The organism is Micromonospora palythoicola (genome assembly GCF_036689795.1).
Taxonomy (GTDB): domain Bacteria; phylum Actinomycetota; class Actinomycetes; order Mycobacteriales; family Micromonosporaceae; genus Micromonospora; species Micromonospora palythoicola.
The window spans coordinates 36031-59307 of record NZ_JBAGKI010000009.1 but is presented as its reverse complement, the minus strand read 5'-3'; the positions used below and the strand labels follow the sequence as shown (position 1 = coordinate 59307).

Sequence of the window (23277 nt, the reverse complement as noted above, 5' to 3'; positions counted from 1 at the left end):
GTTTGACGGCCCGCCGACGGCCCAGACGGCCCAGGGACGGCCCAGGAGTGCACCAGTTGATCTCGCCTGCGGCGGCGGCTTGGTGGGCTCGGTGGCGGCTTGGTCCCTCGTTGACGGCGGGCGAGGGCGGAGGAGCGGGCCGGGCACGTCTTGGCGGTGGATCTGGTGCCGCGACCCGGTGACACGGTGGCAAGCCAGTCCCGGGGTTGGACTGGCGCGGCAGCCGGAAGCCCTAACCACGCGACCAGGCCGACTCGCCGGCTTCCGTCACGGCCTCGCTGGGCCGGACTCCTGGCGTGCTGGGGGGCGGTGTCCCGGCGGCTGTCGGTGGCTCACCGCCCCGGCGCCGAAGGCGGCCGGGGCGGCTTGCCGCCGGCCGGGCTTGCCGCCCCGCACCGCGCGGAGCGCGGTGCCTTGATCAATACGAGAGCTATTCGGCAGTGCCGCTTCTTTCTGTGCAGGTCTACGGACTACCCCGTACTAGCTGTTGCCGGTGTCGAAGCGACCGCGTGGGTGGAAAATCCTGTTCAGTCCATGATGTCGAGAACGCCGAGACACTCCCTGTCACGGCAAAGTGACCTACTGCTGTCCTAGGGCTACCATCCATTGACCGTGCCCGACTCTCGTCGCGGAGCTTGCCTTGACTCAGCAGTATGAAAACCTCTTGGACGAGCACTTTCAAATGCTTTGTCAGGCTGTCCTGGTCAAGGTATACCCCACAATGCAGTGTCTACCTGTTGGGATGCCGGACGGCGGCCGTGACGCTTTCGTCCTCGATCCCCATCAAAAGGATCTCCTCATCTTCCAGGTGAAGTACGCGCGAGCCCCTCACTCGCTAGATGATCCCGTAGCTTGGATCGAAAAGGCAGTGCGCGGGGAGCTCCACAAGATCCAAGTACTCGCACGGCGCGGGGCTACCCAATACTGCCTCGTGACGAATGTCAGCGGCACCTCTCATCTGGATTCCGGCAGAATTGATCGAGTCCAGAAGTTTCTAGATGAGACCTTACCCATGCCGGGTTGGTGCTTATGGCGCGAGGACCTAGATAGGCGACTCGAGGGCGATTTTGACTTGAAGCTTGCATATCCGGGCATCCTGACTGGTGCCGATATTCCTAGGCTGCTATGGCAGCAGGCTTCATCATCAGGCAACAGTGAGCGCCGCACAGCAGCGCTGAGAGCATACCTCTCTTACCAGTACGAGCATGATGCTACGGTACGCTTCAAGCAAGCCGACCTGCCGCCGAGCGATCTATTCGACCTATATATCGACGTTCCGGCGCAGCTTGCTAGTACGAAGTTTAAGAATCGCGCTTCGATCCTCAGAGTCTATGGCGAAGCGGTCCGACGGATCTTAGTCTCCGGCTCGACGGACTCGTCTGATGCAGAACTACACGATTCGGATGACAATAAAGGGCCACACTTTGCCTATCAGGATGGAGTCCTGTTCATCCGGGTCGGTAACGGTGGGTATGCTCCAACGCAAGGAGCTCCCGCCGCCCAACTTCTTTCGGATCGTGCCTTTGCGAGTGAACTTCCCTACATCGTTCTGGAGGGCGCGCCTGGCCAGGGTAAGTCAACCCTTACGCAGTACTTGGCGCAGATTCATCGTGCGAGATACCTGGGGCGCGATGACCTTACGGGGGTGCCAGACTCCCTACGCATGGCACCTCTCGCACTGCCCTTCCGAATCGAGCTCCGAGACTTCGCCGAGTGGCTATCAGGAAAGAATCCGTGGGCGAAGGAGCCAAATACTCTTCATAATATGCCCCTTTCGCTAGAGGCTGCTATTGCGGGTCAAGTTGAGAGGTACTCCGGAGGTCTAACGTTCAACGTCGATGACCTTCATTCGATCGCACAAGCCACTCCGCTGCTGTTGCTCTTGGATGGCTTAGACGAAGTGGCAGACCTGGACACTCGCCGAAACGTCGTGGACTTGGCGATGGAGGGAATCCACAGGCTGACTGGAATTGCGCGACGGCTGAGCGTCCTAGTAACCACCCGGCCAACTGCCATTACAAACTCCCCAAACTTCCCCAAGGATCGATTCGCCACCCTGACACTCGCCCCCATTGATAGTCAACTGGCATTAGCCTACACAGACAAGTGGGCTAAGGCTCGGAACCTGCGTGCTAAGGATAAGAATGAAGTCAAGACGATTTTGACGGCGAAGATGAGTTCGGCCCACATGGCGGACTTGGCTAAGAATACGATGCAACTATCTATCCTTCTTAGCCTAATTTACCTGCGGGGAGCTAGCCTTCCGGACAAGCGGACAGAGCTATATTTTACGTATATCGAGACATTCATGAACAGGGAGTCAGAGAAGAGTGAAATCGTTCGCCAAAACCGAACCCTGTTGATTGATCTCCATTGCTATCTGGGTTACTACCTTCACGGAATGGCCGAAAGGAGTGGAACCAACGGCCGGATTCGAGTTTCGGAACTGACGCGCGTTTTGGCAGACTATCTGGCGCGGGAGGGACGGCCGGCGCAGCTCATAGATGAGCTGGTAATTGGAACGGTCGAGCGGGTGGTGGCACTTGTCTCCCGGGTGGAAGGCACGTATGAGTTCGAGGTCCAGCCACTACGGGAGTACTTTGCCGCTCGTTTTCTCTACGAGACGGCATCGTATTCACCTACGGGTCGAGAATCCTCCGGAACTAAGCCGGACCGCTTTGATGCCTTGGCCAGGCGTGCGTACTGGCAAAACGTCACTCGATTCTTCGCAGGTAGCTTTAGTAAGGGAGAGTTACTCGATCTTTCTGAACGGGTTTCGGCTCTTATAGGGGACGCATCCTTTAGATACAGCATGTATCCCCGCAATTTGGCGCTAGCACTACTTCAGGATTGGGTCTTTACCCAGTCTGTAAGAGCAACCGGTGAAGTGGTTGATTCGGTTTTCGATGACTTTGGATTGCGATGGTCCGCAATTATTGAGCCAGGGCCGTCGCAGGTCCGGCTTGATGAATCTTTTCGGCTAACCGAGGATTCTGGTAGTGAACGTCTGGTTGCTCTGCTTTGGGACAGGCTTCGTCGTGGCGATCGATTGACGGACGTGACCGAAGGGCTATGCCGACTGTTGGCTAGAAACGCCTCCACTTATGAAATCGAGTCGAGGTGGCGTTCGGAGTTGACGCGTCGCAAGGGTGAGAGACGATCTATATGGCTTCAGATTGGCTCTCGTTTAGGCCTAACACCGCTTCTTCAAAGCGATGACCTGCTGCCTCCTGGCGAGAACGTAGACGACCGGCAGCGTGCAAACCGGCTTGCTCTCGCCGTTTCCTCCGCCATGCCGTTGAACAGGCTGAGGCCCGAAGATAGGAACGAAGGTATCCTCAGGATCCTAAAACAGCCCGTTGGTATTCCGCGAATTTTGAAGCGAACACTCGGGTCCGACTTCGCCGTGCTGACATCACCTTTCAGATGGGCTATGAAGCCTACGAATTTCCCTTCCTACTACTACGATGTTCAGGTAGAGGAACTTAACGACGCTGACTCTGACCTAACAGACCCCATGCTGAAGAAGGTTGCAGAATTCAATAGCCTCGCGGTCCGCTTATGGGCAGAGGAGATGAGATCTGACCTCGGTCCATGGATCGATTTGGTCCGGGCGCTTGAGTCAATTTCAGGAGTGACAAACGTTTCAACCGAACTGTCGGTCATTGCTGCCGGCATATCGTCACGTACGGAACGAGGAGCAGGGGTCAAGGAACTTTTCGAAGGAGCTCCGATGCCTATGCGAGTTCGGAATGCGCGGTATCGTGCTAGCCAGACGCACTGGTGGGCTTCTCAAGCGGCCGAGGCTCGATCGAAAAGCGACGCTGTTCTGTGGTTGATCTCTCTCCTGTCTTGGGCCGGTCCAGGCACAATTGCGAGTCTGCTTTCCGAGATTGGCCGATTTGCCAAACAAATCGACGATGTGGATCTACACTTCGTTCATCAAGCGAGCCGTCGTGCTAGACGCTATTCGGCAAGAGCGCGCAGGCCCATTACGTTAGATCAGCTCGGAAGTCACCTTGAGCGCCTGCCGACGCAGTGCCTAGCTCTAATAGCTGATCGGATGCCGCCCGAGTTGCCGAAGGGGAAGGTGATGTCGCGCCTTAGAGGAAAGGCGAAACATCCGTGGGCTACGGCGGCATTGATGGAGGTTGCACTTAGCGAATTTAGTCGGTCGCGACTTACGAACAAGGAAATCCTGGAGGTTGCGCGATTGTGCTTCCAGCGACGGGGTTACGTGAATGTTCGAGATGTTTCTATGTCGATTCTGAAAGCTCGAGAGTCTGTTATGACGGTGCTCTCCGATCCTTGGAATTACCCGGACGACCTTGTCATGGGTGCGCTCTTTTCGCTACGTAATCAGCCTAAGGAGAGGCCGCTAATGGAGGTGGCGGACCAAGACTCGTGGTTTGGAGCAATTGGGCGATCCTAACTCCCTTCATGCTATAAGTGGGGGTGGTTGTCGTATTCCTCTTTCGTTAGATGTAACGTGACGCATCTAAAAGGGGATTCGTGGAATCTCGTATGCGCGGTGCATACGAGATTCCTTCTTGGCGGCGTCTATAGGCTAGTGTGCGGCGCATAAACTCTGGTGACAGCCTCGACCACTTCTCCGCGTCTTTTTACAGTCTCGGTCTCGATGAGCTTCGTCCCGATGTCAATCCCGAACAGAGCCGCCAGCCTCGCGTCTGCCGCTACCTCACGCCGAGCAACTTGCGCGGGTGAGCCATGCCCAGCGTTCTGCTCCCGGCAGTTAGCGTTCGCGTAAGTTCCCCGCCCATGTTCTGTGATGACAGAACCTTCCTGCCGCAATATGCCTATAGCCTGCCGGACCGTGCCACGGCTAGCCTTGAACTCGGCAGTGAGCGCGCTCTCGGTGGGCAGAAGAGTGCCCGGCGGTATGGCACCGGTCTCGATGCGGCGTCGCAACTCGTCGGCAATGGCGCGGTAGCGCGGTAGTCCGTAGTGCGGGGTGGGCACCTGGTCACCGTACCTGGCACTTGTCTTACCAAGTGCCAACCGGGAGCGTCGTTTTGATGTGTAGACAACACGTCCACTTGTAGGTACGTTCCCGAGTGTGCGGCTGGGTTGACGGTGTGTATCAGGGGTGGTGCTGCGTCGGCCTGGGCGTGCGGGAGGCGCGGCGTCCTGGTGGGCCGGTTGCGGTAGTCGCGCGTACAAGTGGCTCGGTGATACCCGACCCGTCCGGTGTCGGACGGTGCGCCGTGCCCTCTGTCGGGCCGGTGGCCGGCTGATTCCCCCTGGTCGGCCGCCGGCTCTCCTATACCTGGAGGTGCGATGCCTGGCTCTCATCGTCGACGTCCCTGGTTCTCGTTCTGGCGATCCCGCCGACAGCCGGACCAGTCCCGATCCGCGGCCCGGAGCCGATCCGGCGGCCCCTTCCCTGCCCGTAACGCCGTTCCGTTGCGCTGGGCGTTGGAGCGGACTTGTGAGTTACCGGCGCTGCGCCATGCGCCGCTGCTGACCCGTGGGCAGATGGTTCGGGGCAACGGTGGGCGGTGGTCGCGATGAGTCAGACGAGCAGGCGTCCCGCCGTGGCGAGCCATCCTGCGTGGTGCGCGCCGGATCGGTGCGGGCATCTGGTGCCGCCTGTGCTGGCGCATATGGCGCGACGCCATCGGGGTGTGCTGCTGCGGGTGGGTGAGGTCCGGTCGTCCGGGCTGGTCGTGTCGTACCTGATCGGCTCTGACGACGAACCGCCGACGGTCGTGGTGCACGCCTCCTGCCGGGCCGGCTCCGGCTGGGCCGAACTTACTCTCCCACAAGCCGGGCAGCTGGTCGAGCATCTCCGCTCGCTCCTGACGCAAGCCGCTAGCCCAGGGAAGGGCGAGCATGGGCGAACGTGACGACCCGACCAACACCCAGGCGGCCAACACTGCCGACGAGGCGTCGTGTCCTGACTGGTGCCGGGGCTGCGGGCCGAATGATCCGATGCATCGCCGCCTGTTGGCCACGATCGGCAGTGAGGGCGGCGGTTGGGTGAGCGTGCAACTGCTCCTGGACCGCTTCCGACGCCGCGATCCGGTCGTAAAGGTCGACGCGACCCGCTCCGGTGCGACGGAGTCGGTGCTGTTGTCGCGGGTGCAGCTCGATCGGCTGATCTACGAACTGACCTACGCCCGCTGGCGGGTGATGACCAAGGGGCAACCGTTGGAGGGACACTATGACCGCCACTGACCGCAGCTCCCGGCGTACTCCGGTGCCCGCCCATCGACCGCGGCGGCCGGTGGTGGCGATGGATCCGGTGCCGGAGCGGCCGGCGGGTGGGACCACCTGGCAGTCGTTGGAACGTCTAGGGGGTACGGTGACCGGTGTGCATGGCCGGGATTGGCGCCCTCGTTACCTGCAACTCGCGGAAGAGTTGCGGGTCAAGATCACGAGCGGGGAACTGGCCCCCGGCACGCTGATGCCGTCCGAGACGGAGTTGGCCGACACGTCGGGCCTATCGCGGACGAGTGTCCGCAACGCCATCCGCCAGCTCCGTGAGTGGGGCTTGGTTCGCGCGGAGCAGGGGCGCGGCACCTACGTACGGGCACCCCGCCAACGGGTACGGCGTCGTAACGCGGAGCGGTACCAGTGGGAAAAGGACCGAGTCCTACTCGACCAGGACGAGCGGCTCAAGACCGGCGCGACCGAGCATGACACCGGCCTGACCGTCGATGATCTCAAGTTCCACGCCGAGTACACCCGTGTGGAAGCTGACGCGGACATGGCGGCGGCCCTGCACGTGGAGCCGGGTACGGCGCTGCTGCGCCGGGTCTACTGGACCTCGTCCCGGCACGAGAATGCGCCGCTGACCATGTCGTACTCGTATCTGCCCTATGACCTGGTGGCCGCGAACCCGGATCTGCTCGATGCCAGCAAGGAGCCCTGGCCCGGCGGCTCCCAGCATCAGCTCTACACGGTCGGCGTCGAGCTGGACCGCATCGACGAAGAGGTCCGGGCGCGTCCGCCGTCGCCGGATGAAGCCGAACTGCTCGACATCGACCCCGGCGTCTCGGTGCTGACCGTGCGCAAGACCTCCATCGACATCACCGGCCGGGTCGTCGAGGTGGCCGACGTGGTGATGCCGGGGGACCGGACGGAACTGGTCTACTCCCACAAACTGCAACGGTGGAAAACGTGACGCAGGTCGTCTCGGTCATCACCCCGGTCCACGCGCCCAGCGTCGAGTACCTGGCGGGTGCGTACGACTCGTTGGTCAAGCAGGCCATGCCCGACGGGTGGGACTGGCAGTGGCTCGTCCAGGAGGACGGGCAGACCGGAACACTGGCCCAGGTGCTGCCGGACGACCCCCGCATCAGCATTGGCGGCGGTCGTCCCGGCGGCCCCGGTGTCGCCCGTACGCTTGCCCTCTCCCGCGTCGCTGGCGACCTGGTGAAGGTGCTCGACGCCGACGACCAACTCATGGTCGGAGCGCTCGCGCGGGACATCGCGGCCTTCGAGACTCACCCGCACATCGGCTGGACGACTTCTCGCGTCCTGGACCTGATGCCCGACGGGTCAACCGTCGGTTGGGACATGGACCCTGACGGCGGACCCATTAGCCGCGGTGCCGTCCTGACCTTCTGGAAAGCCAACGGCTACCGCGCCCAGGTCCATCCCGCCACACTCTGCATCCGCCCCAATCTGCTCCTGGCCCTCGGCGGCTGGATGGCCCTACCCGCCTCCGAAGACACCGGCCTCCTCCTCGCCGCGAGCGCGGTCAGCGAGGGCTACTTCACCCGAGAGCACGGCCTGCTCTACCGCAAGTGGCCCGGCCAGGTGACCAGCCAAGCCGCCCACCGCGAACCCGTCGAGTACGAAGGCCGCATGAAAATCATCGAGGCCAGAGCCGAAGCCCTGGCCACGATGCTCCCGAACGGACTGCCGGTCACTCATGCGGCGTAGCCTCATGCCCCGGCATCCCGTGGGTACGCCGACGCTCCTTCATTTCCGCCTCATAGATGTGCCGCCGTCCGTCGGCCAGCGTCTCCCGGGCGTACCGTTCGACCTTCTGAAACGCCGCGTAGTAGCCGTCATCGAACTCCTCCATGATCTGGAAGGTCCAACGGCCCGGTAGCACGTTGCGGCCAAGCAACTCGCGCTCGACCCGTTCGGCCACCTCGTCGTGTCCCGCCTCCCGCAACAGTTCGACCACACGGTCAAGGGTGAGGTCCGCGCCGCCGACGAGTTGGTGGGCGGAGTAAAGGTGACCGCGTACGCGGTGGATCGTCTCCAGGGCCTTATTCAGTTCTCCTAGAGCCTCAACCGTTAGATCGCTTATGCCCGGAGGTCGACGATGCCTATCTTCTGGGGGAAGGCTAATATCCATGCCTAGTTACCTTCCGAAGCTATACCCGAATGGTTGGAACGAGTAATCGCCGAGTCGGTAGCAGTGGTCCGTCCTGAGGGGAAGCTCAGTCCCGAGACAACTCGGCGTAGGTGTTCCCTCGCCTCCGTAGAGTGGTGTGCCCGTGCGTCAAGAGCCGCTGCGAGCCAAGTCGGCCCTTTCGATACTCCTACTGCCGGGGCAAATCCTTCAAGGTCGCCCTCCCTGACGATCCGAATCCCAATCTGGTCTAGCTTATGCAGAAGCGCTTCGGCTTCCTTGCGGCTCTCGCCGCGAAACGCTCGCATGCCGTACTCTTTAAGGGCCTTCCACGGGCTCTCGCTGAGTCTCATTTGCACTTGGACTTCTCTGCGGCGCTCAGACGTGTAAGGCTCTCGCCCTAGCGGTTTCAACACGCCTTCGACTGCTCCAAGTATATCTGCACAATTGGCGGGGGAGCGTTCTTGTCGGAAGGTGTGCGTAGCCTTACGATATGTTTTTTCGAAGGTTGGCCATTCCCCTCCCATGGCTTCTACTAGTTTTTTGAGCGTGTGTTCGTTGTCTAATACATCGAGGTCTGGGGTTGCTACTACCCTGACGCCGGCTGCTCTAATTGAGGTGGCGATCTTTGCCATAGCCTGTTTTCCGCTGGATGGGACGAACAGAACTTCGCTCGGCGGATACGAATTGTAGTCCGGGTCGGCCGAAAGTGCTTCGAGAGCTGACTCATAGAACCGGCAGTCGTCGTTTCCCTCGGCGATTACGACAAGTTGGTGAAAAAGACCTTCGAGGGCGTTGCTGTAACGGAGGATGGAGTCCTTGGTCAACTCGCCAACCTCATCAGACTCTAGCTGGAACGATCTGGTGGAGTTCCTCTCTCGATCTAGCCTTACAATCGATACGGGGACAGTACTGTCAGCCAGTAGCCCTGACACAAGGCTCCGGTCATGGGTAGCGAGCACTACTTGCACCCCCTTGTTATGGGAGATTCTTGCAAGTAGTCTTCCCAATTCATGGGCTTGAGGTGGATGAAGGAAAGCCTCAGGCTCGTCGATGAATACGATTGGATGCGAGCCCGCTACTATTGGTAGCATGAGGCCGAGTAGGCTTCGCATCCCGTCACCCTGTTCGCTGAGCAGTGGCAACTCCGCCATCGCACGGCGATAATCCATGGTCACCGAATCCACGGGTGGGGCTGGTACGTCTGGCCTGCCAACCCTGATTTTCACGGTCGGGTCGAGATGGTCAAGGGTCAGCTCTTGGTTGAAGATGAGTTTGGCTATGGCGCCGTATTCATGCATAAGTTCGGGGCTATCTTCGAGCCGGTGGACTGGACTTGTGGGTGCTTCGAGTAGACTGCGTCTACGGCTTGTTTCATTGATGTTATGCAGCCGGTCGAGGGCTTGTGAGTAATGTACAACGTAGCCTCCTATTAGCCCAAGGTGGTCACTGTTTTTTGCCCTCTGAAATTCCCCGCGAAGTTCATCTGGACTCCGTACTTCTTCGCCGTATGGATACGCGAAACCTTGTCTGGCCCGATTTGTTGGAGCATGAAAGTAGCCTTGTTCGCGCAGCCAGGCGAAGAGATCGCTATCACTCCCGCTCTTTATGGTTTCAAGGCGATCCACGATCCGAAATATCTCGGTGCGACCCGGTGGGTAATTCCTTTTAAGAAGCTGGTTGGCCTCGCTGAGGATTGTGCTTTTTCCAACATTGTTCCCGCCGACAAATGCTGTCACTCCTGAGCTTGTGAAAGCAACGCGGTCTCCGCTTTTAAGCGTCATGGAGTCAAGCCTTATGGAGAAGGCTTCATGGTTGCCATTTTGGTATTCGGGCTGAACCAGTTCCGACCATGCTGCCGTAGCGCTGTCCATCGGTGGATCCTCCCATCCGCTGCCGCAGGTGCGTGGAAGTCGATCCATGTGTCGCGGCGGGGGTAAGTTGTTGACTTGTCTGCCAAGTGCCGTCTACCTTGGATCGCAGCTTGGCAGACAAGTCAACAAGTTGGAGGGTGGGCTATGGCTCTGCGTGGCGGTACGAGGTTCGCCGTGCGGTTTGAGGACGTGTTCCCGGCGGGGTGCGCGTTGGTGCCCGAGTCGCTGGGTGAGGTCGAGGACTACGACGAGAAGACGGGTCGGCGGTCCCCGGCGAAGGACAAGGTGACCGGCCAGCGGGTGTGGCAGGTCCGGGTGATGGACCTTGACCCTGAACTGGGCAAGCGGTCCCGGGAGACGACGGTGAAGATCTCGGCTGACTATCAGCCGGTGCCGCCGTCGGGTGCGCCGTTCGAGGCGGTGGAGTTCGACGGGATGACGGTGACGCCGTACGTGGCGAACAACGGTCGGATGGCGTATTCGCTGCGGGCGACCGGGCTGCGCGCTCCGGTGGTCGGCGGCAAGAAGGCGGCGGCGTAGCCGCATTTGGTGGGGGCGAGGCTGTCTGGTCTTGGCGGACGGCAGCCCCGCCCCCTGGTGTCTCTTCCCCTGCTCTGTCGAGAGAGGTCGTGACGTGTCCAAGGGTATGCCCGTCGTGAGGCGGGTGCTGGTAGTGGTCGTGCGGGGTGTTCGATGATTCGCCGGCCGCGTGGTGAGGTCGTGATGACCACGGCCGGTGACTTGATGGTGATCCGTCCTCGGCGGCTTGAGCTGCCGCTGTGGCTGATCGCGCTCGGGATGCTGCTGCGGTGGCTGTTCCGGGCTGTCGTCTGGTGTGTGCGGCATCCGGTGATCGTGGGCCTGGTGGTGGCCGGCGTGTGGCTCTACGCCGAGTTCGGCCGGGCCGGGCTGATCGTGCCGCTGGTCCTGGCCGGTCTGGTGTCGGCGTTGTGGCGGTGGAAGCACGAAACATCGTGGTGGACCTGGTGTGCGGGTCCGGTGCTGGGCTGGGACCACAGGCAAGCCGCCGCGCAGATGGGCCCTGCGTAGGCGAGATCAACATACTCGCGATACAGCCGAACACGAGGGTGCAGAGAGCGAATGTAGGACACGTCCGAGCGTCACAGTGTGCGGAATGCTTTTACTTTCCATCTTGGCCTCAATGCCATACAGTAATCGAATGGCAGCGAACGGTGACGGCTACAGCATCGACCCGGTCTCACTGGAAAATTTAAAGCCGCTCGGTTTCGATCCTCAGAACACAGCCCCGGAAACCCGCGCTAGATTCCGATACCAGGACGAATGCGTCGCTGTTGCTGTGCTCAACCACCTTCCCAACGATGGCCTAGCTGGAATTCTCGTAGAATATTCGACTGATGTAATCCTGGTGCCGTCGTGCGGGAGTCCAGAACTCGTATCGATTAAACACCGCGAACCTAATCAGTTAGCCGAATCTTCTTGGTCCTGGTCAGCGCTAAGAAAGCAGGACGTTCTGCGCCACCTGCATCTCGCTTGGATGGCTTCAAGCAAAACGTGCAGTGTCGCCTTTTGGAGCAATGGCGGGTTTACTGGGACAACTTATGCATTGTGGAAGACTTGCGCGCTCCGGGAGCCGTTAACACCGGAAGTCGTGAGGCAGATATCCTCCCACCTCAAGGTGGATGCAGCTGAGGCTGAGGCTTTCGCCCGTGCCTTAACTATACCTCGACAGCCACTCCCTCGGCGGAAAGAAATATCCGCAGTGGGGATTAGCAAAGCGCAACGAATTCTTCAGCGACACGGCGACCCAACGGGAAGTGAGGCGTGGGAATCGTATGAAGCCCTTGTTGCCTTGATCGCGGAGGCCGGCACCGACAGCCCTATAGATGAGATTGGGCTCGGGGCCACCTTGCATGCCGCAGCCCAAGGCGACGCTGTAATCCGTATGAGAAGCTCTTGGCTCTCCCGCGAGCGGCTTATGCAGGCGTTGCTCGAACCACTGAGAGACGTGAATAGATTAGGTCCGACAACGACTGCTTACCCCTATTCTTGGGAACCAGATCCGGGATTCGTTGGCCGAGAATCGTATCTTGATGAAGTAGCGGAGCTTCTTGGTATGGAACTCGCGGATCCTGTGGCTCCGGTTGTGGTTCATGGCGTTCCCGGCTGCGGCAAGACCAGCTTTGCTCTGCAATTCGCGGCTCTCAGGAGCGATGCCTTTAGACCCGTTATTGTCAACGGAAGTACCAAAGCTTCTTTGGTGAGAGACTTATGGGCTCTAAATCCCCAAGGAGATCTTCCTGAAGTGGCAGGCCTGTCAAGTCTAGGCGCATCCGTTACACCATCTCTTCCTTATGATGACAGAACCATTTTGATTATTGATGGTGTGACTGACGCCTCTGTCATTCGAGGTGTAATACCGCGACGAGCGGCATGCCGTGTGCTGATCACCAGCACAGTCCCCTTCCTCGACCTGGGGTATCGCCACATAGAGCTACCTACCTGGAGCCGGCGAGAAACACTGAGCTTTCTCAGAGCTGGGATACCTGACGCAGGCGATGACGAACTCGATGGTGTCGCTAGCGCCCTCCACGATCACCCTCTTGCTGTTGTTCAAGCCACAAGCTATTGCAGGTCCACGAAAACCTCTCCCTCCGTCTTTCTTGAGAGACTTGCGCAGGAGCCGTTGCGAATATTGAATAAAGGGGACGCTTCGGGGCATCCTGAAAGCGTTGTAAAAACCGTTCAGCTAAGCTTTTCAGCACTGTCCGATAGAGTGCCAGTTGCTGGAGATCTTCTGAGCGTCCTGTCGTACTATGGCGCTGATCCTATTGATCTATCGCTCTTGCGGTCGGATTGGCCTATCGCGTATCTGCGTAGCGAGGTATCCTTTCCGCGGAGGCTCGAAAAAATAAAGCGGTCTGTCTTGAAGAAGCTGCGACCGGATCTCGTTCGTGGCGTTTCAAGGAGGGGTTGGGAGATACTCCAGAATCTTCACAAAGAATCCCTTCGGCAAGACTCGATTGACGCCCTCGTTCATACGTCATTGATGCAACGTCGTGGGGATGCGCTCGTATTGCACCCTCTCATCGCCATGATCGTGCGCAATATGAATAGCGATCCGGTGCCCTTGCTTGAGGTCGGTATAGGGTTGGTAAGTGCTAATCTGCCGACTACGGCTGAAGATGATCCGAAATGCGATCCCTATGTTGGTCATATAGCGGCGCTGACAGCTCACGGATTGTCTGCTGGCTGTGATGGCCTGGCAATCGTAAAGGCTTGCTCATTCCTCTCGCGTCGGCTCCCGTTGCTTGGCAGTGCGGCTGGGCCGCATAGTGCAGTGACGTTCGCCGCCCAAGGGGTCGAGCTAATCTCCGCCAGAGTCGATCGTGGTCGCATGCCGCTGATAGCGCTCGTGGTGCAGCGGCAGGCTGCTTCGCATGCCTACTTCTGGTCGGGCGAGATTGACCAAGCAATAGAGCTACTGAGTGCGAACCTGGATGCGGGCCGGACTCTTAAACATGGCGAGATTATGGCAGACGCTATCTGCGACCTCGGGATCATATCGGCGGAAACAGGCCGACGTGATCTTGCGGCCAGAATTCTTTCCGACCTGCCGCCCGAAGGGCTCTTCAGAGGTGACCAGGCGGCTCGCGTGGAGCTTGTCCGGATCGAGCTATTGCGGATGCTTGGCAGGGGTGTTGAAGCAAGTAAGCGACTAGACAGATTCCTCGCAGAGCCCTCGAGTGATCTTTCGCTAAGTCTTCGCGCCGACTCCTACAGGCTCGCTTCGCTCCTAGCCAGAGATGTGAATGACATGGAAAGGTCGTATTATTTTGATAAGAAGTATCATGAGGCCCAAAGGCTCAGAAGCGGAACTCGATCCGACATTCCTTTGATATATTCCTATCTTTCGCTTGCGGACGGAGCGATTGACGTCGATAATCTGAAGGAGGCAGCCAATCAACTTAAGGAAGCGGAGCGGTTAATTGATGCGGATTTTGGGCAGAATTCGGAGGTGCGATACGAGTACAACCTCAAGCTAGGGCGCTTGTTATTTCATCAGGGCAGATACAGGGAGGCCGTGCAACTGCTTGGGCCAACGATTGAAGCGCTTGAGAAGCTCCCACGGGCAAAGCTTTCACTGCCGGCTGCCCTGCTGCACTACGGACAGGCGCGTCTAGCCCTACGCCAATCTGGCCGGGCGCTATCGGCTATCCGTAAAGCGTATGAAATAGATCTTTCGATATTCGGTCCCGAACATCCCGAAACACTGAAGGACCTTGAGGTTCTTCAAGGGCTTGAGGAATTTCTTAAGCGGTGGAAGCAGTGACCGCGAGATTGCCGCAGCAGCGCCTTTTGTTCCCCCAGGCAGTGGCGCCTGGGACCGCTGCCTGCCGCACTAAGTGGGTATTTGAACACTGAGGAGGCTACTTCTTCGTCTGAACCCGGTTGTAGATTCTGACGAGCTTTTCAACCGCCCCGTTTGTTCGAGTGACGATCTGTTGCTCGACCAGGGGTGAGCCGACCTCGACGGCGAAGAGTGCCGCTAGCTCCGTATCGGCGGCAATGCGGCGTCTCCGTATTTCCGATTCCGGCTCTTCGTCAACAGCGCTCGTGTCCCGGCCCGGAATTACATAGGTACCGCGCGGTTGCCTCGCTGAGCGTTACCGCCCGATGGTCGACCTGGGTGCCGGCTGTGGCATGCGGCAAGGTGAGATCTTCGGCCTGGGCGCCGACGACGTCGACCTCGACGCGGGCTGGGTGCACATCGTCCGGCAGGTCAAGGTGGTCCGCTCCCGCCTCGTCTTCGGCCTCCCCAAGAACGACCGGGACCGCCGCGTACCGCTGCCCGACTCCGTGGCTCAGTCGCTCAAAAAACACACCGAGAAGTACCACCCGCTCTCGATCACCCTGCCGTGGGAGGACCCGTTCAGCGACGAGCGGGTGACGGTGCCGCTGCTCTTCACCACCACCCGCCGGGGTGCGATCAAGCGGGCCACCTTCGACGACAAGAACTGGCGTCCGGCGGTGAGGGCGGCCGGCGTCGCCCCGACCCGGGCGACCGGAATGCACGCGCTGCGCCACTTCTACGCCTCGGCGCTGCTCGACGCGGGGGAGAGCATCAAAGCCCTCGCCTCGTACCTCGGGCACTCCGACCCCGGCTTCACGCTCCGGGTCGACACCCACCTGATGCCGGCGAGCGAGGAACGCACCCGCCGGGCCATCGATGATCTATTCCAAGAGGACCCGCCCGCAGCCTGATCTACGACTTGGCCGAGTGTCAGCCGTAGAACGTGGATTCGATGGGATACACATCCTGAAGCAGCGGCGCCAGCTCAGACAGCGGGGCGCCACAGTCAGGGGAGGGGTTGGCAAGTGGGCGAGCGCGGAGAGTCCGTTCGGTACGCGTACTGGTCTGATCGACGAGTCCGCTCTATCGCCGATGACGACGGAATCAATATCGACCCGCGTTGGAAGACCAAGATCTCCCTCTTCAAGATCCCGCTGTTGCAGACCGGCATTGAACTTGAGCGAGAGCCGCGCACCCTTCATCGCAAGGAGGTGGCGGGGCGAATCGAGCGGGCCATCGGGGATCTTGCAGTCGAGGACTTCGTGACCCCGCCGCGGGTCCGCTACGCACGAGGCATCGGACGGGTCGAGTTCTCGCACTTCGTTTGTGAAGAACAGGACCGGGTGGTCTTGGGCGCGCGGAGCGTCGCGTCAGACGGCACTCGCGTAGCCCTCTGCCTCTTCGGCAGTCGAGACAACGTAGCCGGTTTCATGGGCCCCAATGACCCCGTGGCAAGCGGCTGGACCTCCTCCTCGATGTGGTCGATCACGAGATGGATGGAGGAGAGATGCGCGGCGAGCGGCCTACGGCACGATGACCCGCAGTCGATCTCGGTGGAGGCGATGAAGATCGCGTTTGACCAGGGATCTACTCGGGAGTCGCGCGACGCCTCGGACCAGCCGTGGAGGCGGGGGTACACGTTTGGCGATGCGCCTGATGCCGAGTGGTTCGCGGAGATCTACAGCGACGTGGTTCTTGACAAGGACCGGTGGGGTCTGGATGAGCCAGTAGATCGGATCCTCGTTGGTGCCCCGTTGTGGGTGCGGACTCCACGGGCAGCGGCGCGGAGGTACCGCGACTTCCGCCGGGGCATGAATGTCAAGCGCTACAGATAGAGCGCCTCGGCGGCCCTGCCCCGCTGGGCTTCGCGCCTGCGATACCTGGCGGCCTGACGACGGCCTACAGCGGCCTTCGCCAGGTTCCACCCCAGCTCAACCGGGGTGCGATGATCTTAATCCGGCGTACAGGTCGACTCGTCCGTCGCCCACCAGCTCTTACGACTTGTTGTCGACCAGGAGCTGCCCGACGGGTGGGGCTGGCAGTGGCTCGTCCAGGAGTACGGGCAGACTCTTCCGACGATGCTCCCGGACGGGCTGCCGGTCACTCCTGCGGCGTAGCCTCATGCCCCGGCATCCCACGGGTACGCCGACGCTGCTTCATCTCCGCCTCGTAGAGGTGCCGTCGACCATCGGCCAAGGTCTCCCGCGCGTACCGCTCGACCTCCTGGAACGCGGCGTAGTACCCGTCGTCGAACTCCTCCATGATCTGGAACGTCCAGCGGCCCGGCAGGACGTTGCGCCCCAGCAACTCCCGCTCGACCCGGTTGGCCACCTCGTCGTGTCCCGCCTTCCGGAGCAGCTCGACCACCCGATCAAGCGTCAGGTCCGCACCACCCACCAACTGATGGGCTGAGTAGAGGTGCCCGCGTACGCGATGGATGGTCTCCAGTGCCTTGCTCAGCTCACCGAGCGCTTCGACGGTGGTGTCGTCGACCCGCGCTGGGCGGGAGTGCTCGTCGTCTACCGACCTGTGGTCGCCTGCCATGGCAGGTCAGTACCCACGGCCGCGCCCGACACGCACGGAGCTTCGTCGGATGCGGCCGGCCACGTGCGACCAGTGGTGCCAGGAGCGCCCCGACGGAGCGTTGGCTGGCCGGGGCGATCCGAGGTCGCGAGATGCTGACGCCGTCGTCTCCGGCACGGCCCCGCAGTCGGTTACCACGATGACGAGCACCGAGATCTGGGCGAGCGCCCGCGTTCGGCTATCGGGGTACGCCCTAGGCTGGCACCATGTCGACGCAGCGTGAAGTGATCGACCTGGATGAGCACGACCGACCGTCCACCGCGGCCGGTGCCCAGGTTTCCGACCACCTCCGGGCCAGGCGGAAGATGACTGTCCGGCTCGTCGCCGCGTTCGTCGTCGGCGGGTTGCTCGGCGGGCTTGGCGTGAACGAGCTGCGGGATTCGCGGGAGCAGCGGGAGCGCAACGCCTCGGTCGCACTCGTGGCCGTCCCGGTGTCCATCTCCGGGGGAGGTTCGGACGTCCCGGGAGTTCTCCAGCTGGACGGGCAACTGGCTGTGACGAACGCCGGCCAAGCGTCGGTCACGGTTCGTGCGGCGACCGGGCAGGGGCCGGGTGCCGTGGTCCAGGATGCCGGCATCTTCCGCTCGCTGAGTCCCGGCCATACCGGATTGCTCGACGTCAAGCTGCGCCTCGACTGTGCGACCGCGTTCGAGGGCGCGATGTTGCCGATGCGGTTCTCGGTCGAGACCAGCGATCGCCAGGTCAAAGAGATCGACTACCCGATCGCCCTGGCCGGGAGCGTCTGGCAGGCGCGGACCGAGCAGCCGTGCGCGCAGTTCCGTGCGACGGAGGAGCGTGGCGGGTAGCTGGAGCGGATTTCCGCCCGGAGGCGCTGGCGACGGTTCGCTGGGCGGCGGGGGCGGGATCAGGCGGGGGTGAGCAGTTTCGCGAGGCGCTCGGCGACCGGCGGGGCGTGCAGGTGCAGTCGAGCGACGTTTATCGCGTCGGCGCCGACCACCGACAGCAGTGCGTGCGGGCCGACGGCGTACACGGAGAAGTAGCCGGCCTCGTTGCGGACGGTGGACTGGCGGAAGTCGCCCTGACCGAGGCGGAGGCTGACCTGGCGGCCGAGGCCGAAGGTCGCCGCCGCCATCGCGGCCAGGTCGTCCGGGTCCAGGGTGTCCGGCACGTCGTGGGTGATGAGCAGGCCGTCGACTCCGCCGAGAACACTGCCCTGCACCCCGGGGATCTGCAGGCGCAGTTCGTGCAGCTCGGTACCGATCGACGGGTACGGCAGCGAGGGGTCACCGGCCAGCGACGGCGGGAGCTTGACCGGCGGTGGGAGCTTCGGCTGCTGCGCGGTTCGGCGGGGGAGGGAGGTGTCGCCGGTGCTCACAGTTCCAGCTGCTCCTCGATGGTGCGCAGCTGGTGCCGGGCGAGCGCCAGGTTGGACCGGGTCTTGCTGAGCATCAGGTAGAGGAACAGCCCCTTGCCGTTGGGGCCGGCGAGCGGCCGGATGATGTGGTACTGGCCGCCGAGGGTGATGAGCATGTCCTCGATGTCGTCGTTCAGCTTGAGCATCTCGATGGTGCGCATCTTGGCGCGTACCACGTCGGTGTTGCCGGCGGCGGCGACGGTGAGGTCGATCTCCGGGGTGCCACCGGCGACGCCGAGGGTCATCCCGCTCGTGTAGTCGACGAGCGCGGCGCCGATGGCGCCGTCGATCGTCATGGCGTCCTTAAGGGCGGTGTCGAGGTTTGCCACGTGCCTCTCCAGGTTCTGCTGGCCAACTGCGCCCCGGTACCGGATCGTCCCGGGTGAGGAAGACTCGGATGAGACTCGCACATGCGACCTCCCATTCGCATCTTGTACAGCGCGAACAGGCTGAGCGGACCACGGTGGGTGACCACCGGGGCGGCCCACAGCCCGCAGCGGCTGATGCCAGGTCACCGAACCCGTCTGTTACCTGGGCACGTGCGTCGCCATCCGGACGGCCGGGCGGCACGTCCAACGAGATCAGGCCGGTGCGGCGGCGAGGTCGGCGAGCACGCGTCGCTGGAAGGCGCGGGCGGCCGCCCCGGTCGGTGGCACACCGCCGTCGCGGGCGGCCACCGACCGCCGGACCAGGTCGGCGGTGTCGGCGTCGACGAGCGGTCCGGCCTCGTCCAACAGCCGCCGGCCGGCGGCCACCTTGGGCAGCCACACCCCGGTGCGCAGGCGTACCCAGGAACGGCAGGCGCCGAGCACGGCGTCCTCCGCTCCGGGGGCCGGCACCTCCGCGGCGGGCACCGGTCGCGCCAACCACCAGCGCAGCGCGTCCAGGACCAGTCGGCGCAGGTCGTCGGGGGCCAAGTCGGCGAAGGCGTCGGCGGCGGGCGGACCGAGCAGGACCCGCCCGCTCTGGTGCAGGATGCTGCGGTCCAGGCCGTACCAGAACAGACCGTCCGCGCTCGGGCGCTGCGCCGGGCCGTACGACACCCGGAAGTCCATCCGGGCACCGGTGTTCAGTTCGACCTCGAAACCCGGCTCAGGGGTGCCGGACCGGGCCACCGCCTGTCGGTACACGACCAGTTCCAGGCCGCGCGCCGGGCAGGGCAGGGCCTCGTGCCGCAGCCGGGCCACCAACTCCTCGGCGACACCGTGGTCCAGCGGGCCGGCGCAGACCAGCGCCACGTCCACGTCGCTGCGTCCAGGTTGGTACGCGGCCAGCCCCACCGAGCCCGCCGCGTACGCACCGCACAGCTCGGCACCGAGCACCTCGTCGGCGACCGCGACCAGGTCGCTCAGGTACCGCCGTAGTGGTTCAGGCGTACTCCAGCTCACCGGGCTCGCCCCACTGGGTGCCGGCGGGCAGGAAGAACGCCGAGGTCTCCGGGCCGAGAGCGTGCCGGATGACCAGCCGGGCGTGCTCGTCGAGGTCCGGCAGCCGTCCCGGCGGGAACCACCGCACGTCCAACGACTCGTCGTCGTTGACCCGTGCCTCGCCGCCCAGCAGTCGGCAGTGGAAACCGAGGTTGAGGTACTCGCAGTGGTCGCCGTTCGGGTAGGTGTGCGGGTGCGACACGGCGCTGCTGAGCCGCAGCGGTTCGACCGCCAGGCCGGTCTCCTCCAGCACCTCACGCACGACGGCGGTCGCCGGCTGTTCACCCGGCTCGACGAAGCCGCTGACCACCGACCAGCGACCGTCGTCGGCCCGTTGGGCGAGCAGTAGCTCGCCCGCGTCGTTGCGGATGATCGCGCTCACGCTGGGTAGCCACAGTAGGTCGTGGCCGACGTGCTTGCGCATCCGCAGGATGTAGTCCGGTACGCCCATCCGGTGACCTTAGCCCGCCGAGGTGCCCGTGCCCTGCGCCGGGTCAGGACAGACCGATCTGGCGACGGATCCGCTCGTACTCCTCGGCCAACTCGGCGTCGATGCGCTCGGCACGGGCCTCGGTGAGCACCACCCTCGGCTCGTGCCAACGGCGACTGGCCACCATCTGCCGGCGAAGTCCGACCGGTGGGTGGGTGGCGAACAACGACGACTCCTCGCGTACGGAGAGTTGCCGAAGGTGCGGCAGCCGGTCCGCGGCGGCGGCGAGCGACTCGGCCGCCGCGGTCCGCCACGCGGCCGGACCGTGTCCGGCCCGCGACTCCCGGCGTACGGCCAGCGCCATCGACTCCGACCGCAGCGTCTGGTCGAGCAGTTGGGCCGCCGCCGTGGACCCCGCCGCCGTCGCGGACATCTCGTCGGCGAGATACTCCGCGCGATGGCCGTCCCGCAGGGCTATGCACAGCAGCACGACGTGGGCCGCGGCGAGCAGCCGGGACAGGGTGCCCAGAAACACCCTGGCCAGCGCGGCACCGAGCAACTCCAGCAGGCCGCCGCGGTGCCCGTTGTCCATCGGCCGCAACAGGTCGGCGGCTTCGCCCAGAGTCCGGAACGCCGGCTGGGTGAGCACCATCCGACGTGGGTCGCCGTTGACGAAGTGACCCAGTTCGTGGGCGAGCAGCGCTACCCGCTCCTGAGGACCGAGCGCGCCCCAGTACGGCAGGCCGAGACAGAGCACCCGCCGTTGTCGCAGCCCGACCTGGCCGGCGTACGCGTTGAGGTCGCCGTCCACCCCGATCACCTCGGGTGTCGGTGTGTCGAGTGCCGCGGCGACCTCGTCCACAAGTGCGAACAGCTCCGGGGCCTGCTGCCGGGACAGCACCGTCAGGTCCGGATCCAGCCGGCCGAACCGTGGCCGTAGCACGAAGGCGAAGGCGAGCAGGATGACTCCGGGCAGCAGGGTCAGGCTCGGAAACGACCGTAGCGTCAGCCAGACGCCGATCGCCGCGATCGCGGCGACCCCGGCGAGCAGCAGGACCGAGGCGGTGATGATCAGCACCTTCGCCGACCCGGCACCGGTGGTGCCGATCGGCCGCGCCGACAGCCGGTCGAACTGCTGGCGGGTCATCCGGTACGCCAGTCGGTGTGCCCGCCGGTCGACCCAGACCCAGCCGAACACGGGCCGGCTGCGGCCCGCGTCGTAGGCCTCCAGATTCCACTCGCACGCCGGGCACCATGGAGCGGCGTCGAGTTCGACGACGGTCGGGGTGTGGCAGCGCGGACAGTCGATCCCAGGTGCGGCTGTGGTGGTCACGGCAGCTGATTGTGGTGGACCCGACACCGTCCGGACAGTGGCCCTTCGGATGATCGAGGGCCTCGGCCCACGCCGACCGGGCCCGGCGAGCGGCGACGCCGCGCGGCGGAGGCGGTCGGAACGAGCATTTTCGCAGTTCAGGTCCGCATGCCAGGGAGCACGTCTACTGTGGAAGGGGCTGGTGACTTGCCGTGTTCCGGTGGCGGTCGGTCGTCACCCGGTGCACAGTGAGGGCCATGAGCGACAGCGGACGTGGACGTTATTACTGGTGTACCCGACACCACCGGGTCGAGTCCGGTGCCGACATGTGCCCGGCGCGGCACGTTCTCGGCCCGTACGACTCGGCTGCCGACGCGGAGAACGCCCTGCAACAGGTGCGGGAACGCAATGAGGCGTGGGAGGCCGAGGACGCCCGCTGGACCGGGGAGGACAGGTAGACGGCGCGGGACGCCTCCCGCGCCGAGGCACTGCGTGCGTCGCGAGGGCGGCGGCACGTCCCCATGAAGGGAACCGAGATGGCCGAAGCGCAACAGGCCACCCGCCCGGCCGCGAAGCGTACGCCCGCGAGGAAGACCGCCGCGACGGAACGCACCGCGGGCGTCGCCCGTACCCCGTCCACCCGCCGCGCGTCCGGGACCGCGCCGGCCGCTCGTAAGGCGACCGGCGGCGCCGGGTCGGCGGCGAAGCGCGCGACCCCCGAGACCAGGGCGGCCACCCTGGCGCGGAAGACCGCCGCGGCCAGGAAGACGGCACCCGCGAAGAAGACGGTGTCGGCCAAGACCGCGCCGACGAAGGCGCCCGCCGCGCGGACCACCTCGGCGTCGGCGCGGACCGGTCCACGCAAGACCACGACCACGGCGCAGCGGGCCACCGCGAAGAAGGCGGCCCCGGCCCGCAAGACGGCCCCGGCGAAGAAGGCGGCGTCCGCGCGGGGTACGGCGGCGAAGGCGCCCGCGAAGAAGGCGGCGTCCGCGAGAAAGGCGGCCCCGGCCCGCAAGACCGCTCCCGCGAAGAAGGCGACGGGTACCCGGAGCACGTCGGCCGCACGGAAGGCACCCGCGAAGACCGCGACGTCGGCGGTGAAGAAGGCGGCCGCGCGTACGGGAACGTCGACCACGGCGCGGAAGGCGGCGGCGAAGAAGGCCCCCGCGAAGACGGTGGCGGCCAAGAAGGCGCCCGCCCGGAAGAGTACGACGGTGGCGAGCCGGGCGACGGCGGCGAAGAAGACGGCCACGTCGCGGGCTCCTGCGAAGAAGGCGGCCGCGAAGAAGGCTCCTGCGAAGAAGGCGGCTGCGAAGAAGGCTCCCGCGTCGAGGACGACGGCGAAGAAGGCTCCTGCGAAGAAGGCGGCCGCGAAGAAGGCTCCCGCGTCGAGGACGACGGCGAAGAAGGCTCCTGCGAAGAAGGCGGCCGCGAAGAAGGCTCCCGCGTCGAAGACGACGGCGAAGAAGGCCCCCGCGAAGAAGACGGCCGCGAAGCGGGCTCCCGTGGCGAAGAAGGCCCCCGCGTCGAGGACGGCGGCTCGGTAGCGGCCGCGTCAACGGCCGCCGCCGCGCGCAGGACGGTCGGCACCGGGCGCAGGACGGCCGG

The 23277-nt window shown here is 63.5% G+C and carries 20 protein-coding genes and 1 pseudogene; 12 read left to right on the top strand and 9 right to left on the bottom strand.

The window, feature by feature from the left end; translation table 11 throughout:
* Positions 1 to 640: 640 nt before the first annotated feature.
* A complete protein-coding gene (locus V5O40_RS06360; RefSeq protein ID WP_332904593.1) occupies positions 641 to 4432 on the top strand; it encodes an NACHT domain-containing protein in 3792 nt (1263 codons plus the stop codon).
* Positions 4433 to 4560: 128 nt separating this feature from the next.
* Here V5O40_RS06360 and V5O40_RS27905 read toward each other — a convergent pair whose 3' ends face one another.
* Positions 4561 to 5313 (bottom strand): GntR family transcriptional regulator, encoded by a 753-nt coding sequence (locus V5O40_RS27905; protein WP_408631833.1) that lies wholly within the window; start codon positions 5311 to 5313, stop codon positions 4561 to 4563.
* A gap of 540 nt (positions 5314 to 5853) precedes the next feature.
* Here V5O40_RS27905 and V5O40_RS06355 point away from each other — a divergent pair.
* From V5O40_RS06355 to V5O40_RS06345, 3 genes are all read left to right on the top strand, one after another.
* Positions 5854 to 6198, top strand: a complete 345-nt coding sequence (locus V5O40_RS06355) for a hypothetical protein (protein ID WP_332904592.1) — start codon at positions 5854 to 5856, stop codon at positions 6196 to 6198.
* 136 nt (positions 6199 to 6334) lie between these two features.
* Entirely contained in the window at positions 6335 to 7147 is an 813-nt protein-coding gene (locus tag V5O40_RS06350) for a GntR family transcriptional regulator (protein WP_332904591.1), read from the top strand.
* On the top strand, positions 7135 to 7911 hold the full coding sequence (locus V5O40_RS06345; RefSeq protein ID WP_332904590.1) for a glycosyltransferase: 777 nt from the start codon (positions 7135 to 7137) through the stop codon (positions 7909 to 7911). The genes V5O40_RS06350 and V5O40_RS06345 overlap by 13 nt, the downstream gene beginning before the upstream one ends.
* On the opposite strand, the gene V5O40_RS06340 is transcribed toward V5O40_RS06345, so the two are convergent.
* Together V5O40_RS06340 and V5O40_RS06335 are read right to left on the bottom strand one after the other, a co-directional pair.
* Positions 7895 to 8335, bottom strand: coding sequence for a hypothetical protein (locus V5O40_RS06340; protein WP_332904589.1), 441 nt, complete (start codon positions 8333 to 8335; stop codon positions 7895 to 7897). The genes V5O40_RS06345 and V5O40_RS06340 overlap by 17 nt on opposite strands.
* A gap of 2 nt (positions 8336 to 8337) precedes the next feature.
* On the bottom strand, positions 8338 to 10206 hold the full coding sequence (locus V5O40_RS06335) for an ATP-dependent nuclease (protein WP_332904588.1): 1869 nt from the start codon (positions 10204 to 10206) through the stop codon (positions 8338 to 8340).
* Positions 10207 to 10350: 144 nt separating this feature from the next.
* Between V5O40_RS06335 and V5O40_RS06330 the strand changes: the two genes are divergently transcribed.
* The 5 genes and pseudogenes from V5O40_RS06330 (at position 10351) to V5O40_RS06310 (ending at position 16374) form a co-directional block, all read left to right on the top strand.
* Entirely contained in the window at positions 10351 to 10746 is a 396-nt protein-coding gene (locus tag V5O40_RS06330; protein ID WP_126711252.1) for a transcriptional regulator, read from the top strand.
* 204 nt (positions 10747 to 10950) lie between these two features.
* Positions 10951 to 11256: a hypothetical protein gene (locus V5O40_RS06325; RefSeq protein ID WP_332904587.1), complete on the top strand. Its 306-nt coding sequence runs from the start codon at positions 10951 to 10953 to the stop codon at positions 11254 to 11256.
* 85 nt (positions 11257 to 11341) lie between these two features.
* Positions 11342 to 14518, top strand: a complete 3177-nt coding sequence (locus V5O40_RS06320; RefSeq protein WP_332904586.1) for a tetratricopeptide repeat protein — start codon at positions 11342 to 11344, stop codon at positions 14516 to 14518.
* 332 nt (positions 14519 to 14850) lie between these two features.
* Positions 14851 to 15450 (top strand): annotated as a pseudogene (locus V5O40_RS06315) (tyrosine-type recombinase/integrase); the annotation flags it as partial.
* Positions 15451 to 15564: 114 nt separating this feature from the next.
* Complete coding sequence (locus V5O40_RS06310) at positions 15565 to 16374, top strand: hypothetical protein (protein ID WP_332904585.1); 810 nt, start codon at positions 15565 to 15567, stop codon at positions 16372 to 16374.
* 265 nt (positions 16375 to 16639) lie between these two features.
* Here V5O40_RS06310 and V5O40_RS06305 read toward each other — a convergent pair whose 3' ends face one another.
* Positions 16640 to 17083 carry a hypothetical protein gene (locus V5O40_RS06305; RefSeq protein WP_332904584.1) on the bottom strand — a complete coding sequence of 148 codons (444 nt, stop codon included), beginning with the start codon at positions 17081 to 17083 and terminating at the stop codon, positions 16640 to 16642.
* A 245-nt stretch (positions 17084 to 17328) separates the two neighbouring features.
* On the opposite strand from V5O40_RS06305, the gene V5O40_RS06300 reads away from it, so the two are divergent.
* Entirely contained in the window at positions 17329 to 17928 is a 600-nt protein-coding gene (locus V5O40_RS06300) for a hypothetical protein (RefSeq protein ID WP_332904583.1), read from the top strand.
* A 59-nt stretch (positions 17929 to 17987) separates the two neighbouring features.
* Here the strand turns inward: V5O40_RS06300 and V5O40_RS06295 are convergent, their stop codons facing one another.
* From V5O40_RS06295 to V5O40_RS06275, 5 genes are all read right to left on the bottom strand, one after another.
* Positions 17988 to 18458, bottom strand: a complete 471-nt coding sequence (locus tag V5O40_RS06295) for a roadblock/LC7 domain-containing protein (RefSeq protein WP_332904582.1) — start codon at positions 18456 to 18458, stop codon at positions 17988 to 17990.
* Positions 18455 to 18826 carry a roadblock/LC7 domain-containing protein gene (locus V5O40_RS06290; protein WP_332904581.1) on the bottom strand — a complete coding sequence of 124 codons (372 nt, stop codon included), beginning with the start codon at positions 18824 to 18826 and terminating at the stop codon, positions 18455 to 18457. Before V5O40_RS06290 ends, V5O40_RS06295 begins: the two co-directional genes overlap by 4 nt.
* 252 nt (positions 18827 to 19078) lie before the next feature.
* Positions 19079 to 19885: a nucleotidyltransferase domain-containing protein gene (locus tag V5O40_RS06285; protein WP_332904580.1), complete on the bottom strand. Its 807-nt coding sequence runs from the start codon at positions 19883 to 19885 to the stop codon at positions 19079 to 19081.
* Positions 19866 to 20375, bottom strand: coding sequence for an NUDIX hydrolase (locus tag V5O40_RS06280; protein ID WP_332904579.1), 510 nt, complete (start codon positions 20373 to 20375; stop codon positions 19866 to 19868). Before V5O40_RS06280 ends, V5O40_RS06285 begins: the two co-directional genes overlap by 20 nt.
* Before the next feature lie 43 nt (positions 20376 to 20418).
* Entirely contained in the window at positions 20419 to 21687 is a 1269-nt protein-coding gene (locus tag V5O40_RS06275; RefSeq protein ID WP_332904578.1) for a M48 family metallopeptidase, read from the bottom strand.
* Positions 21688 to 21923: 236 nt separating this feature from the next.
* Here V5O40_RS06275 and V5O40_RS06270 point away from each other — a divergent pair, with 236 nt between their 5' ends.
* Positions 21924 to 22124 carry a hypothetical protein gene (locus V5O40_RS06270; RefSeq protein WP_332904577.1) on the top strand — a complete coding sequence of 67 codons (201 nt, stop codon included), beginning with the start codon at positions 21924 to 21926 and terminating at the stop codon, positions 22122 to 22124.
* A gap of 63 nt (positions 22125 to 22187) precedes the next feature.
* Complete coding sequence (locus tag V5O40_RS06265) at positions 22188 to 23216, top strand: histone H1-like repetitive region-containing protein (protein ID WP_332904576.1); 1029 nt, start codon at positions 22188 to 22190, stop codon at positions 23214 to 23216.
* Positions 23217 to 23277 lie beyond the last annotated feature (61 nt).

Coding starts and splice junctions, on each gene's coding strand:
- V5O40_RS06330 (WP_126711252.1), top strand. CDS start 10,351: ATGGCTCTGCGTGGCGGTACGAGGTTCGCCGTGCGGTTTGAGGACGTG.
- V5O40_RS06300 (WP_332904583.1), top strand. CDS start 17,329: ATGTCGACGCAGCGTGAAGTGATCGACCTGGATGAGCACGACCGACCG.
- V5O40_RS06355 (WP_332904592.1), top strand. CDS start 5,854: ATGGGCGAACGTGACGACCCGACCAACACCCAGGCGGCCAACACTGCC.
- V5O40_RS06265 (WP_332904576.1), top strand. CDS start 22,188: ATGAAGGGAACCGAGATGGCCGAAGCGCAACAGGCCACCCGCCCGGCC.
- V5O40_RS06305 (WP_332904584.1), bottom strand. CDS start 17,083: ATGGCAGGCGACCACAGGTCGGTAGACGACGAGCACTCCCGCCCAGCG.
- V5O40_RS27905 (WP_408631833.1), bottom strand. CDS start 5,313: ATGAGAGCCAGGCATCGCACCTCCAGGTATAGGAGAGCCGGCGGCCGA.
- V5O40_RS06335 (WP_332904588.1), bottom strand. CDS start 10,206: ATGGACAGCGCTACGGCAGCATGGTCGGAACTGGTTCAGCCCGAATAC.
- V5O40_RS06270 (WP_332904577.1), top strand. CDS start 21,924: ATGAGCGACAGCGGACGTGGACGTTATTACTGGTGTACCCGACACCAC.
- V5O40_RS06320 (WP_332904586.1), top strand. CDS start 11,342: ATGCTTTTACTTTCCATCTTGGCCTCAATGCCATACAGTAATCGAATG.
- V5O40_RS06340 (WP_332904589.1), bottom strand. CDS start 8,335: ATGGATATTAGCCTTCCCCCAGAAGATAGGCATCGTCGACCTCCGGGC.
- V5O40_RS06325 (WP_332904587.1), top strand. CDS start 10,951: ATGGTGATCCGTCCTCGGCGGCTTGAGCTGCCGCTGTGGCTGATCGCG.
- V5O40_RS06280 (WP_332904579.1), bottom strand. CDS start 20,375: ATGGGCGTACCGGACTACATCCTGCGGATGCGCAAGCACGTCGGCCAC.